Source organism: Herbaspirillum sp. SJZ106 (assembly GCF_006715495.1).
Lineage (GTDB): Bacteria > Pseudomonadota > Gammaproteobacteria > Burkholderiales > Burkholderiaceae_D > Herbaspirillum.
Genome location: NZ_VFNI01000002.1, coordinates 453,506 through 467,136, shown reverse-complemented (window position 1 = coordinate 467,136; position 13,631 = coordinate 453,506). Strand labels below are relative to the sequence as shown.

Sequence of the window (13,631 nt, the reverse complement as noted above, 5' to 3'; positions counted from 1 at the left end):
AGGCGTCTTCGGCGCGCGCATTGTGCCCAGTGCGCCCACTGCTCCCAGTGTTCCGCCGCGATATCTCAAGCTTGCGCACGTTGCGTCTCCATTTCCTGCAACTGCCGCCGCATCGCCAGCAACTGCGGGCCGGCCTTCTGCTCCACCCGCGCCTTGGTCAGCGTGCGCGACTGCCCGGCACACAGGAGCACCATCGGCAAGCGGTCGGCCAGTTTCAGCGGCGTGGCCACCACGGTGATGTCCGGCCCCCAGTCGCCGGTAGAGACGCAATACGATTTCTCGCCGATCTGGGTTTCGGCGTCGGTCAGCTTCTGGCGCACCGCCATCCACTCGTCGCGCTTATGGTAGGGCCGCATGTGGTCCAGCAGGTAGCCGCGTTCGTTCTCGTGCAGGCAAGCCAGCAATGCCCATCCCACCGGCGATGACGCCATCGGCATATGCTCGCCCACGCCCAGTCCGACGGTGGCGGTGTTGGATGCGCTGTGGCAGTTTTCAAAGAAGATCATGTCCAGGCCGTCGCGGCCGGCGAGCGCGACAAACACCCCATTGTCGTCGGCCAGCTTCTGCATCAGCGGACGCGCCTGCAGCACCACATCGGTATCGACCATGGCGGCGAAGCCGAGCGTGAGCACCGATACCGCCAAGCGGTATTTGCGGCGCTGCTCGCTGTAGGTCAGGTATCCCAGCGCGGTGAGCGTCTGCGCCAGGCGCGAGACGGTGGCCTTGGGCAAGCCGGTGCGCAATGCGATGTCCTGGTTGGCCAGCCAGTCGGCCTCGCCAAGGAAGGCATCGAGCACGGCGAAGCCGCGTTCGATCGGCTTGATGGTGCCTGGCGCCGACGCATCGGCGCGCAACACGGCATTGCCATTGCGGTATTCAGGAGGATTGGGCGCGCGCAGCACGATGCGCACGTCCTTGACGCGCCGCGCCGGCTTGCGCACGGCCGCCTTCATGCGCGCCTTCCATGCCGCACGCTGCGCAATACAAACAAGATGGCGAAATTCACTGGGTCTCCTTGCCTTGCCGCGCATCTGCGTGTGGATGCGCATCTTTTTTCTGCCTCGCGCTGCCGCACGCGAACCTGCAAGCGTATTTTTCCGCGCTCTGCCGACACCATGCGGCCGCTGCCGCGGCAGGGTCAACCGATGAATATTTTATGTTCCGTACTTTGAAATTTTCAACACTGTTTTGAATGGCGAACATTCATTGCTGCGCCGCGCCAGCCACCGCGACAGTCAAGAAAAAGCCGCGATAGGCCTGTAGATGGCCCGCCTTTCTTCAACTTTAGCCATCCACATCGGTTTATCCCGCAGCGCAAGATGCAACGGCGCAATACCCTGACCTGTCGCGCCATGTTTTGGAAGGGTCAAGCATATTCCGTTGTACGGAACACCGTCAAAACCCTGCTTGACACCCCCTCCCCGCTTCCAGACTATACGCACATCGCAGCACCGGAGGCGTCCATGACGACGCCGCACCACCTTCCGGAAAAACACCAAGAAACAACGCAAGAGAGACACGTTTTTCCCGCCCGGCAGCGGCGCGGGAAAAACGCAGGCGGCGCCCCACGCAGGCGCGCCGCCGCCACCAGCCAACCGAAACGAGAATGCGGGATCGTCCGCAGGGCGCAGCCTTGCCCATCGTTTCAGAACAGGGAAAGACAGTCATGAGCAATGCACGCATGTTGGAAGGCAAGGTAGTCATCGTCACCGGCTCGGGCGGCGGCATCGGGCGCGAGATCGCGCTGGCGATGGCGCGCCAGGGCGCCGCCGTGGTGGTCAATGACATCGGCGCCTCGCTTGCCGGCGAGGGCGCCAGCAACGGCCCGGCGCAGCAGGTCGCCGATGAGATCAAGGCCGCCGGCGGCCGCGCCGCCCCCAACACCGACAGCGTGGCCGATGCCGCCAGCGCCGAACGCATCGTCGAACAGGCGGTGCAAACCTTCGGCCGCATCGATTGCGTGGTGAACAATGCCGGCATCCTGCGCGATGCGCTGTTCCACAAGATGAGCGGCGACGAATGGGACGCCGTGCTCAAGGTGCACCTGTACGGCGCCTACCACGTCAGCCGCGCCGCCGCCGTGCATTTCCGCGAACAGCAGTCGGGCAGCCTGGTGCACATGACTTCCACCTCGGGGCTGATCGGCAACCTGGGCCAGGCCAACTACTCGGCCGCCAAGCTGGGCCTGACCGCGCTGTCCAAATCGATCGCGCTGGACATGCAGAAATTCAATGTGCGCTCGAACTGCATCGCGCCCTTCGCCTGGAGCCGCATGATCAGCTCGATCCCGGTCAAGAGCGAAGAGCAGCAGGCGCGCGTGGAAAAGATCAAGCAGATGACGCCGGACAAGATCGCGCCGCTGGCGGCCTACCTCGCCAGCGATGCGGCGGCCGACGTCAACGGCCAGGTCTTCACGGTGCGCAACAACGAGATCTTCCTGATGAGCCAGCCGCGCCCGCTGCGCTCGATCCACCGCGCCGAAGGCTGGACGCCGCAGACGGTGGCCGAGCATGCGATGCCGGCGCTGAAGGCCAGCTTCATCCCGTTGGATCGCTCTGCCGATGTGTTCCAGTGGGATCCGGTGTAAGCGCGGCGGCAAGGAAAACACAGCCATGGCCATCGACTACCACAAGCTGAAGAACTGGAACTTCCCGGTGCTGCAGCACAGCTACGACGCAGACGACAGCATGCTGTACGCGCTGGGCATCGGCGTCGGCGCCGCGGCGGCCTTGCCTGACGGCGAAGGCGCGCTGCGCTTCGTCTATGAGAAGAACCTGCAGGCCATGCCCAGCATGGCGGTGATCCTGGCCCACCCCGGCCTGTGGATGGGCGCGCCGGAAGCCGGCGTCGACCTGTTGAAGGTCGTGCACGGGGAACAGCGCCTGCGCCTGCATCGCACGCTGCCATCGTCCGGCACGGTGACCGGCGTATCGCGCGTGAAAGCGATCGTCGACAAGGGCCGCGACAAGGGCGCCTTGCTGATCGTCGAGCGCGAACTGCGCGACCCGTCCGGCGAGTTGCTGGCCACCGTCGAGCAGACCAGCTTTTGCCGCGGCGACGGCGGCTTTGCCGCACAAGGCCAGCCCAGCGACGACACGCCGCCCGCCATGCCGGCCGTGCCCGGACGCGAACCCGACCTGGTGTGCGAATTGCCGACGCGCCCCGAAAGCGCGCTGGTATATCGCCTGTCGGCCGACCGCAATCCGCTGCATGCCGACCCGCAAACCGCGCGCCGCGCCGGCTTTCCCTCCCCCATCCTGCATGGGCTGGCGACATACGGCGTAGCCTGTCATGCGCTGGTGCGCAGTTGCTGCGGTTACGACGCCAGCCGCTTGCGCGCGCTGGCCACGCGCTTTTCGGCGCCGGTCTATCCCGGCGAAACCATCCGCACCGAAATCTGGCGCGACGGTACGCAATTGCAATTCCAGTCGCGCGCAGTCGAGCGCAACCAGGTCGTGCTGGCCAACGGCACGGCCGAAATCGCCGCCTGACACCACCTATACCGCAAGCACAACGGAGAAAGACATGACCGGCAAGACAGCAGACATCAGATCCGACATCGCCTACAGCACCCCAGACCGCATCGTGGTGCGCGGCAAGGATCTGCCCAACGAGATTCTCGGCAAGATGAACCTGGGCGATTTCGCCTACCTGCAACTGACCGGCAAGACCGCCACGCAGCAGCAGTCGCGCATGTTCAACGCCCTGCTGATCACGCTGGTCGAGCACGGCATCACTCCCAGCGCGATCGCCGCCCGCATGACTTACGCCGGCGCGCCCGAATCGCTGCAGGCGGCGGTGGCCGCCGGCCTGTGCGGGCTGGGCACGGTGTTCGTCGGCACCACCGAAGGCTCGGCCAAGATGCTGTACGAAGCCTTTGAAGGCGCCGGCGACCAGCCCGACCTGCAGGCGCTGGCCGAACAGACCGTGGCCGCTTTCCGCGCCCGCAAGCAGGCCATCCCCGGCCTGGGCCATCCGGTGCACAAGCCCATCGATCCGCGCACCCCGCGCCTGTTCCAGCTGGCCGAAGAAAACGACATGGCCGGCAAGTACGTCAAGCTGGTGCAACTGATCCAGGCCGAGGCCGAACGCGCCACCGGCAAGGTCTTGCCGATCAACGCCACCGGCGCGCTGGGCGCGATCTGCTGCGAGTTCGGCTTCCCCTGGCAGATCGTGCGCGGCTTCGGCGTGATGGCGCGCGCCATCGGCCTGGTGGGCCACATCCTGGAAGAATCGCAGTCGCCGATGTCCTACCGGTTGTGGCATGAGATCGAAGACCGCGCCAGCGCCCACCTGCGCGGCTGAAAACGGAGCCAGGAATATGGATCAGCCTCCCGTACTGTGCGAGTTCGCCGATGGCGTGGCGACCGTCACGCTGAACCGGCCGGACCGGCTCAACAGCCTCAACGATGCGATGCACGACGCCATCGCCGCTTTCCTCGACCGCGTCGAGCATGACCCGGCGCTGCGCGTGCTGGTCATCACCGGCGCCGGCCGCGCCTTTTGCGCCGGCCAGGACCAGGGCGACCGCAAGCCGCTGCCGGACGGCCAGAAGCGCGACATGGGCGCGGCGCTGGAGCGTTACTACAAGCCGCTGATGCTGCGCCTGCGCGCGCTGCCGGCGCCGGTGGTGTGCGCCATGAACGGGCTGGCGGTGGGCGTGGGCGCGACCCTGGCGCTGGCCTGCGACATCGTGATCGCCAAGCGCTCGGCCTACTTCCTGCAGGGTTTCACCAAATTGGGCCTGATGCCCGATGGCGGCGCCTCGCAGTTCCTGCCGCAGCGCATCGGCACGGCGCGCGCGATGGCGCTGTGCCTGCTCAACGACAAGCTGGAAGCCCAGCAAGCCGCCGACTGGGGCCTGATCTGGCGCTGCGTGCCGGACGATGAATTCGACGCCGCCAGCCGCGCGCTGGTGGCGCAACTGGCGCAATCGGCCACGCGCGCGCTGGCCCTGACCAAGCACGCCATTTATGCCGCCCAGAGCAACACCCTGGCGCAGCAACTTGACCTGGAAACGGCATCGCAGCGCCTGCTCGGCGATACCGACGATTACCAGGAAGGCGCGGCCGCATTCCGCGAAAAACGCAGTGCCGTATTCAAAGGGCGGTAGACCGAAGGCAGCAGCGCAGCAGCAAGCACAGGGCAATTGGCCGGCGCACAATCGCCTGGCCGAACATGAAGAAAAAGACGGCCGCCGCGGGAACGGCGCCGACCATAACAGGAAACGAAGGAGATGATGATGACCAAGTTCAGCAAGGCAATCCAAGCGGGCGTCCTGGCCTGCGCACTGGCGGCGTCGGCCGCCTCCCATGCCGCCGACGTGACCATCGGCGCGCTGTTCCCGATGAGCGGCCCGAACGCCTCTTACGGCGACATCTTCGGCTCCGGCGCCAACCTGGCGGCCGAGCACATCAACGCCGACAATCTGCTGGGCGGCAAGCTGTCGATCCAGTACGAGGACAGCCAGGCGCTGCCGCAACAAGGCGTCATCGGCATGAACAAGCTGGTCAACGTGCAGAAGGTGCCGTACGTGCTGTCGGCGTTCACCGGCGTCTCCAAGGCGATCTCCACCATCGCCACCCGCACCAGGACGGTGGCGGTCAATGGCGGCGGCGTCGGCCCCGACCTGGCGGAACTGGGCCCCTACTTCTGGAACATCATCCCGCTGGCCAACTATGAAGTGCGCGCCATCATTCCTTACCTGGTCAACGAGCGCAAGATGAAGAACTTCGTGCTGGTCTATATCGACGACCCGCTCGGGCAAGCCATCCGCAAGGAAATGGAAAGCGCGCTGCCGGCCGCCGGCGGCAAGCTGGCCGAGGCGCTGTCGGTCCCCGCCACGGCGCAGCAATTCGGCGGCATCGCCGCGCGCGTGCGCGCGGCCAACCCGGACGTGATCTACATCGCCTCCTACGGCTCGCAACAGTCGCAGATCGTCAAGCAGTTCCGCGACAACGGCATCAAGCAGCAGCTGGCCAGCTATACCGCCTTCTCGATCCCCGAGATCAATGCCCAGCCCGAGGCCGCCGGTTCGCTCTATACCTCGCAGAACATCGACTGGAATTCGCAGGACCCGGTGACCAAGCGCTTCGTCGACGACTACAAGAAGAAGTACAACAAGATGCCGACCGCCTACATCGCCAACTACTACAACGCGGTGCGCATGTTCGGCCTGCTGGCGCAGCAGCTGGTCAAGAAGGGCCAGCCGATCACCGGCGAGAACCTGTTGAAGCAGCGCATCGAGACCAAGACCTTCGACCTGGTCGGCGGCAAGGTGAGCTTCGCCGAAAACGGCACCGTGACCATGCCGATGCAAATCAACGAGATCGACGGCAAGGGCGGCAAGGTGGTCAGCGCCGCGGCCAGGTGAGCGGGGCCATTCCGCTTCGGATGCAATGATGCCGCCGGCCCGCGCATGCGGGACGGCGGCGCAAGGACAAAGACATGCTGCTGCTACAGCTATTGATCAACGGGGTGCAGGTAGGCGCGCTGTATGCGCTGATCGCGGTCGGCTTTTCGCTGATCTTCGGCTCCACCCGCATCTTCCATTTCGCGCACGGCTCGACCTTCACCATCGCCGCCTACGTGTTCTACGACCTGCTGGCGATCATGCAGCTGCACTGGACGGTCGCGGTGCTGGGCGCCTGCGCGGCGGCGATCCTGTTCGGCCTGGCGCTGAACCGCTTCGTCTACGTGCCGATCCAGAAACATGAAGGCTCCTTCTTCACCGTCTTCGTCGCCTCCTTCGGGGTGGGCATCGTGGTGCAGAACCTGTGCGGAATGCTGTTCGGGCGCAGCTTCGTGTCGGTCAATACGCCGCTCTCGCGCAGCGTCGAAATGCTGCCCGGCCTGTTCGTCTCGCCGCTGGCCGGCATCGCCATCGTCATCGCGCTGGTGTTTTTCTTTGCGCTGCAACTGTTCCTGATGCGCACCCATACCGGCATGGCCATGCGCGCGCTGTCGGAAAATCCCGAGCTGGTACGCGCCTACGGCCTGTCGCCGCGGCGCCTGTCGATGACGGTGTTCGCGCTGGGCTCGTTGCTGGTGGTGCCGGCAGCGCTGCTGTCGGCGGCCGGCTCCGGGCTGAACCCGGCCATCGGCCACCACGTCATGCTCATCAGCCTGGCCGCCACCATCGTCGGCGGCGTCGGCAGCCTGCGCGGCGCGGCCTGCGCCGGCCTGCTGCTGGGGCTGGCCGAAAACCTGGCGCTGGCCTGGTTCGAGCCGCAGTGGAGCGAAGCCATTACCTTCATCGTGCTGTTCCTGTTCATCCTGTTCCGCCCTTCCGGTTTCTTCGGCCGGGCCACTGCCAGCTGAGGTTGCCATGCTTGCCTATATCCTTAATCTCGCCACCCTCATGTGCATCAACGCGGTGCTGGCGATCACCCTCAATTTCATCATGGGTTACGCCGGGATCTTCTCGATCGCGCATGCCATCTTCTTCGGTGTAGGCGCCTACAGCGCGGCGTATTTCGCGCTGAATGTGAGCGCTTCCATCTTCCTGGTGATCCCGGTGGCGATGGCGGTGGCCGGGCTGCTGTCGCTGGTGCTGGCATTGCCGGCGCTGCGCGTGCGCGGCGAATACTTCGTGGCCGCTTCGCTGGGCCTGCAGGTGCTGGGCGTGACGGTGTTTTCCGAATGGAAGTCGGTCACCGGCGGCCTGGGCGGCATGATCGGCATCCCGCCAGCCGACATCTTCGGCCATGCCGTGGTCGACCCGGTGCAGTTCCTGCTGCTGGCGGTGTGCTGCCTGATCCCGGTGCTGCTGGTCACCAGCGTGCTGCTGCGGTCCTCCTTCGGCCGCAACCTCAAGGCCATCCGCGACAGCGAATCGGCGGCGCACGCCTTCGGCAAGAACGTGGCCGTCATCAAGACCATGTCGGTGGTGATCTCGGCCATGCTGGCGGCGGTGGCCGGCGCGCTGTACGCGTTCTACATGGGCTTCATCAACGTCGAGAGCTTCATGCTGGACACTTCCGTGCTGCTGATGGCGATGGTCATCATCGGCGGCACCGGAACGCTGCTCGGGCCGATCGTGGGCACCGTGCTGCTGATGCTGCTGCCGGGCGTGTTCAGCTATATGTCCTTCCTGCCGCAGACCGAGATCGGCTCGATCCAGCAGATCGCCTACGGGCTGGCGATGGTGCTGCTGATGATCTACCGGCCGGGCGGCATCGTCGGCTCCGGCAAACCGCGCGCTACCAAGGAGCAAGCCGCATGAACGCCATCATCGAACACGACCGCGGCGCGCTGCAGGCCGCCGGCCAGAATCCGGGCGGGGAAGTGCTGCTGTCGATCCGCAACCTGAACAAGAGCTTCGGCGGGCTGAAGGTCACCAACGATGTCTCGCTGGATTTGCGCGCCGGCATCGTGACCACGCTGGTCGGCCCCAACGGCGCCGGCAAGACCACGCTGTTCAACCAGATCACCGGCCACCTGGTGCCGGAATCGGGCGACATCCTGTGGCGCGGCCAGTCGGTGCTCGGCAAGAAGCATTTCCAGATCAGCCGCATGGGCATCGCCCGCACCTTCCAGGACCTGCGCCTGTTCAACCATATGACGGTGGAAGAAAACGTGCTGACCGTGATGGAGCCGACTTCCTGGATCTGGCAGCCGGGCGGGCGCGCCGCGCGCAACCGGCGGCGCGAGAAGGTGCAGGCCATCCTCAAGCGCACCGGCCTGGCGGCCAAGGCGCACACGCGCGCCATCGACCTGGCCTATGCCGAGCGCAAGTTCCTCAGCATGGCGCGCATCATGGCCGCCGAGGCCAACATCTGGCTGCTCGACGAACCGGCCTCGGGCCTGGATCGCAGTTCCTACGAACTGTTCCTCGACCTGCTGCGCACCGAGGTGAAGAAGGGCGTGACGGTGTGCATCATCGAACACAACCTCGACATCGTGGTCGGCATTTCAGACCGCATCGCCTTCCTCGACCAGGGCAAGCTGCTGGCCGACGGCCTGCCCGATGTGGTGCTCAAGGATCCGCACCTGGCGGCCATTTATTTCGGAGACCAGAACACATGAGCGCGCAACCCAATCACGAACCGCAGCCGCTGGTGCTGGAAACGCGCGGCCTGGTCGTCGGCTATGGCGGCCGACCGGTGCTGCGCGATTTCGACTTCGGCTTGCGTCCGGCCGAGGTGCTGTGCCTGATCGGCCATAACGGCGCCGGCAAGTCGACGCTGCTCAAGACCCTGTTCGGCCTGGTACAGCGCCAGGATGGCCAGATCCTGCTGGACGGCCGGGCGCTGGATGCCGTGGAGCCGCGCCGCCTGACCGCCGCCGGCATCTCGCTGGTGCCGGAAGGCCGCGGCATCTTCCCCGGCCTGACGGTGGCCGAGACCATGAAGATGGGCCTGTGGTCGGCCGGCGTCCCCGCGGGCGAACGCGCGGCGCGGCTGGATTGGGTGATGTCGGTGCTGCCGGCCTTGAAGCAGTTCTACGAGCGCCGCGCCGGCAACCTCTCCGGCGGCCAGCAGCAGATGGTGTCGATCGGGCGCGCATTGCTCTCGCGCCCGCGCTGCCTGCTGATGGACGAACCGTCCATCGGCCTGGCGCCCAAGCTGTTCCAGGATCTGCTGCAGCCGATCCGGGAACTGCAACGCACGAAAGAAGGCGGCGGCATGGCCATCCTGCTGGTGGAGCAGAACGTGAAAGAAGCCCTGAAGATCTCGGACCGCGTGGTGGTGATGAAGTCCGGCGCCATCATCCGCGAGGCGCTGCCCGAGGAACTCAACGACAACGCGAAACTGATGGAGCTGTACTGACATGCCCGCTACCGACCTTCTCCTCACCATGCCCGCGCTGCTGGCGCGCAATGTCGCCGAGCGCGGCGATGCGGTTGCCTTCATCGATGGCGAGCGCCACATCACCTACCGCGAATTCGACCGCATGGCCGGGCGCACCGCGGCCTGGCTGCAGCAGCAGGGCATCGGACCCGGCGACCGCGTGGCGGTCTGGCTGGTCAACCGCATGGAATGGCTGGCGATGTACTTCGGCCTGGCCAGGATCGGCGCGGCCATGATGACGGTCAACACGCGCTACCGTTCGCACGAGCTGGCCTACATCCTGGAGCGTTCGCAAGCCTGCATGCTGGTGCTGCAGCTGAACTTCCGCAAGATCGACTTCCCTGCCGTGCTGCGCGACGTGCCGGCCGAATCGGCCCGCACCGTGAAGAAGGTGGTCGTGGTCGATGCCGCTGGCGCCGCCGATGGTGCCATACCGTCCGAAGTACTGGGCAAACCCACCGTCGCCTTCGATCTGGCCGGGCTGCCGCACGCCGATGTGCCGGACGTCTCCTCGCCCGACGCCCACAGCATCCTGTTCACCACCTCGGGCACCACCTCCGGCCCCAAGCTGGTGTTGCATCCGCAGCGCACGGTGACCCTCCACAGCCAGCGCGTGGCCCCGGCCTACGGCTTCACGGAAGAAGGCGTGCGCCTGCTGGCGGCGCTGCCGTTTGCCGGCGTGTTCGGTTTCAACGCGACGATGGCGGCGTTTGCCGCGGGCAAACCCATCGTGGTGATGGATACCTTCGACGGCCCCGGCGCGGCGCGGCTGATCAGGCAGCACCATGCCACGCATGTGTTCGGCAGCGACGAGATGTTCCGCCGCATCATCGAGAACGGCGAAGGCGAGCGGCCCTTCCCCAGCGCGCGCGTGTTCGGTTTCGCCTGCTTCCATCCCGGCATCGTCGAATATACGCAAGCGGCCTGGGCGCGCGGCATTCCGATGATCGGCCTGTACGGCTCCTCCGAAGTGCAGGCGCTGTTCTCGCTGCAGCAGCGCGCGCTGCCCCTGGAGGAACGCATCAAGGGCGGCGGCATGCCGGCCAGCCACGGCCTCGGCGCCGAGGTGCGCATCCGCGATATCGACAGCGGCGAACTGCTGCCGGTGGGCCGCAGCGGCGCCATCGAGATCCGCAGCGACACCAATTTCATCGGCTACCTCAACAACCCGGAAGCCACTGCCAAGGCCATCGATGGCGAGGGCTTCTTCCGTACCGGCGACGTCGGCTACCTGCGCGAGGATGGCAGCTTCGTCTACCAGACCCGCCAGGGCGACGCCATGCGCCTGGGCGGCTACCTGGTCAGCCCGGTGGAAATCGAGGATGTGATCAAGACCGTGCCCGGCGTGGCCGATGTGCAGGTGGTGGCGGTCGACATCGCCAACCAGGCGCGGCCGGTGGCCTTCGTCATCGCCGCGCCCGGCAGCCGGCCGGCGGAGCAAGAGATGGTGCGCGCCGCGGCGGCCGCGCTGGCCGCCTTCAAGGTGCCGGCGCGCATCTGGCTGGTCGACGAATTCCCCACTACGCAGAGTTCCAACGGCACCAAGATCCAGCGCGTGAAACTGCGCGACATGGCGCTGCAACAACTGGCCCAGACAGCCTGACCCTTTTCGGAGCAAACGATGAGTTCGTATTACCTGGAAGACTTCAAGCCCGGCCAGATCTTCACCAGCAGCGGGCGCACCATCACCGAGGCCGACCTGACCATGTTCTCGATGATCTCGGGCGACTGGAACCCGATCCACGCCGACGCCGAATTCGCCCGCGGCACGCGTTACGGCCAGCGCCTGGTGCACGGCACGCTGGGCATTGCGATCTGTACCGGGATGCTGCACCAGATCGGCATCTTCGAGAAATCGGTGATCGCCATGCTGGGCCTGCGCGAGTGGAATTTCAAGCAGCCCATCGTGGTCGGCGACACGGTGCATCTGGAACTGGAGATCCTGTCGGTCGAACCCGGCAAGAGCGGCCGCAGCGGCAAGCTGGGGCGACGCTTCCGCCTGCGCAACCAGCGCGGCGAAGTGGCGCAGGAAGGCGACAGCGATGTGCTGGTGCTGACTCATGAAGGCGCGCGCCAGCAGCAGGAACAATCCTCGCAGGCGGCACAGCCATGAGCGCCCAGGTCCTGCGCGAGGATCGCGACGGCCTTTGCACGCTGACGCTGAACCGTCCGGAAAAGATGAATGCGCTCACAGTGCAGATGTTCCTCGAACTCGACGAACACGTGGCGGCGCTGGAGCGGCAGACCGAGACCATCGGCGCAGTGCTGCTGCGCGGCGCCGGCCGCTGCTTCTCGGCCGGCAACGATCTGCGCGACCTCGCCGCCGGCCAGCCATTGCCGCGACCGCATTTGCAGGCGCACACCATCGATCGCCTGGCGCGCCTGCCGCAACCGGTGATCGTGGCCGTGCATGGCCACTGCTACACCGGTGCGCTGGAGCTGGCGCTGGCGGGCGACCTGATCGCCGCCGCGCAGTCGGCCAGGTTCGCCGACACCCATGCCAAGTGGGCCCTGACGCCGCTGTGGGGCATGAGCCAGCGCCTGCCGCGCCGGGTCGGCGAAGCTCGCGCGAAAGAGATGATGCTGCTGGGCCGCACCTATTCCGGCGCCCAGGCGGCCGCGCTCGGCCTGGCCAATTTCTGCTTCGCCGATGAGGAGTTCGACGCCGATGTCGACGCATTGGCGCGCGAACTGCTGGCCGGTTCCTGGTTCTCGCATCGCGCCAACAAGCGCCTGCTGCTGGAAACCGATGGCCTGCCGCTGCAAGCCGGGCTGGCGCATGAAGTGTTCCGCAACGCCGGCAAAGGGCCAGACATGCAGGAGCGCATCGCCGCTTTCGGCAAGAAATGACTTTTCCCTATCGCGCCATGACTGAACTGCTGCTCCCTTCGCCCGCCGCCCTGCCGGGCCGCCTGCGCCTGCCCGTGATCGGTTCGCCGATGTTCCTGGTGTCCAATCCGGCGCTGGTGATCGCCCAATGCTGCGCCGGCGTGGTCGGCTCCTTCCCGGCGCTCAACGCCCGGCCGCAGGAAGCGCTGGAGACCTGGCTGACCGACATCGCCGAAGGGCTCGCCGCCTACCGGCGCCAGTACCCGCAGGCGCTGGTGGCGCCTTATGCGGTCAACCTGATCGTGCACCAGTCCAACCCGCGCCTGGAAGACGACCTCGCCACCTGCGTGCGCCATCGCGTGCCGATCGTGATCACCTCCCTGCACGCGCCCGACCGGGTGGTGGAGCAGGTGCATGCCTATGGCGGCATCGTGCTGCACGACGTCACCACGCTGCGCCATGCCAAAAAGGCGATCGGCGCCGGCGTGGATGGCCTGATCCTGGTCTGCGCCGGCGCCGGCGGCCATGCCGGCGCCTTGAGCCCGTTCGCGCTGGCCTCCGAAGTGCGCGCCATCTTCGACGGCCTGCTGGTGCTGGCCGGCGCCATCGGCCACGGCCAGGGCATCCTGGCGGCGCAGGCCCTGGGCTGCGACCTGGCCTATATGGGCACGCGTTTCATCGCCTCGGAAGAATCCTCGGCCGCGCCGCTGCACAAGCAGATGATCGTCGACGGCACTGCCGATGACATTTTGTATACGCCGCATTTCTCCGGGGTTCCCGGCAATTACCTCAAGCCCAGCATCCGCGCCGCCGGGCTCGATCCGGACCACCTGGACAAGGAAGACAAGCAAGCGATGGATTTCGGCAAGCCCAGGCGCTGGAAGGACATCTGGGGCAGCGGCCAGGGCATCGGCGCCATCTCGGCCATCCTGCCGGCGGCGCAGATCGTCGAGCAACTCCATGAAGAATACCGGCTGGCGGGCAGGCGGCTGGGCATTCCAGGCTGAACCG

General features: G+C 66.2%; 14 protein-coding genes. 13 read left to right on the top strand and 1 reads right to left on the bottom strand.

Features of this window, described 5'->3' with window-relative positions; all coding sequences use genetic code 11:
* Positions 1-65: 65 nt before the first annotated feature.
* Positions 66-953: an IclR family transcriptional regulator gene (locus FB598_RS07335; protein ID WP_141913794.1), complete on the bottom strand. Its 888-nt coding sequence runs from the start codon at positions 951-953 to the stop codon at positions 66-68.
* Between the two features lie 728 nt (positions 954-1,681).
* Between FB598_RS07335 and FB598_RS07330 the strand changes: the two genes are divergently transcribed.
* The 13 genes from FB598_RS07330 to FB598_RS07270 all read left to right on the top strand — a co-directional run bounded on the left by FB598_RS07330 (position 1,682) and on the right by FB598_RS07270 (position 13,627).
* Complete coding sequence (locus tag FB598_RS07330; RefSeq protein WP_141914209.1) at positions 1,682-2,587, top strand: SDR family NAD(P)-dependent oxidoreductase; 906 nt, start codon at positions 1,682-1,684, stop codon at positions 2,585-2,587.
* A 25-nt stretch (positions 2,588-2,612) separates the two neighbouring features.
* A complete protein-coding gene (locus tag FB598_RS07325; RefSeq protein ID WP_141913795.1) occupies positions 2,613-3,491 on the top strand; it encodes a MaoC/PaaZ C-terminal domain-containing protein in 879 nt (292 codons plus the stop codon).
* Positions 3,492-3,525: 34 nt separating this feature from the next.
* Complete coding sequence (locus FB598_RS07320) at positions 3,526-4,305, top strand: citryl-CoA lyase (RefSeq protein ID WP_141913796.1); 780 nt, start codon at positions 3,526-3,528, stop codon at positions 4,303-4,305.
* 16 nt (positions 4,306-4,321) lie between these two features.
* Positions 4,322-5,113, top strand: coding sequence for an enoyl-CoA hydratase-related protein (locus tag FB598_RS07315; RefSeq protein WP_141913797.1), 792 nt, complete (start codon positions 4,322-4,324; stop codon positions 5,111-5,113).
* A gap of 129 nt (positions 5,114-5,242) precedes the next feature.
* A complete protein-coding gene (locus FB598_RS07310; protein WP_141913798.1) occupies positions 5,243-6,373 on the top strand; it encodes an ABC transporter substrate-binding protein in 1,131 nt (376 codons plus the stop codon).
* 74 nt (positions 6,374-6,447) lie between these two features.
* On the top strand, positions 6,448-7,320 hold the full coding sequence (locus tag FB598_RS07305) for a branched-chain amino acid ABC transporter permease (RefSeq protein WP_141913799.1): 873 nt from the start codon (positions 6,448-6,450) through the stop codon (positions 7,318-7,320).
* Between the two features lie 7 nt (positions 7,321-7,327).
* Entirely contained in the window at positions 7,328-8,224 is an 897-nt protein-coding gene (locus FB598_RS07300) for a branched-chain amino acid ABC transporter permease (protein ID WP_141913800.1), read from the top strand.
* On the top strand, positions 8,221-9,027 hold the full coding sequence (locus tag FB598_RS07295) for an ABC transporter ATP-binding protein (protein WP_141913801.1): 807 nt from the start codon (positions 8,221-8,223) through the stop codon (positions 9,025-9,027). Before FB598_RS07300 ends, FB598_RS07295 begins: the two co-directional genes overlap by 4 nt.
* On the top strand, positions 9,024-9,770 hold the full coding sequence (locus FB598_RS07290; RefSeq protein WP_141913802.1) for an ABC transporter ATP-binding protein: 747 nt from the start codon (positions 9,024-9,026) through the stop codon (positions 9,768-9,770). Before FB598_RS07295 ends, FB598_RS07290 begins: the two co-directional genes overlap by 4 nt.
* A gap of 1 nt (position 9,771) precedes the next feature.
* Positions 9,772-11,394 (top strand): AMP-binding protein, encoded by a 1,623-nt coding sequence (locus FB598_RS07285; protein WP_141913803.1) that lies wholly within the window; start codon positions 9,772-9,774, stop codon positions 11,392-11,394.
* A gap of 18 nt (positions 11,395-11,412) precedes the next feature.
* Positions 11,413-11,904, top strand: coding sequence for a MaoC/PaaZ C-terminal domain-containing protein (locus FB598_RS07280; RefSeq protein ID WP_141913804.1), 492 nt, complete (start codon positions 11,413-11,415; stop codon positions 11,902-11,904).
* Positions 11,901-12,641, top strand: a complete 741-nt coding sequence (locus tag FB598_RS07275) for an enoyl-CoA hydratase/isomerase family protein (protein ID WP_141913805.1) — start codon at positions 11,901-11,903, stop codon at positions 12,639-12,641. Before FB598_RS07280 ends, FB598_RS07275 begins: the two co-directional genes overlap by 4 nt.
* Positions 12,638-13,627, top strand: a complete 990-nt coding sequence (locus FB598_RS07270) for a nitronate monooxygenase family protein (RefSeq protein WP_370454995.1) — start codon at positions 12,638-12,640, stop codon at positions 13,625-13,627. Before FB598_RS07275 ends, FB598_RS07270 begins: the two co-directional genes overlap by 4 nt.
* Positions 13,628-13,631: the final 4 nt, after the last annotated feature.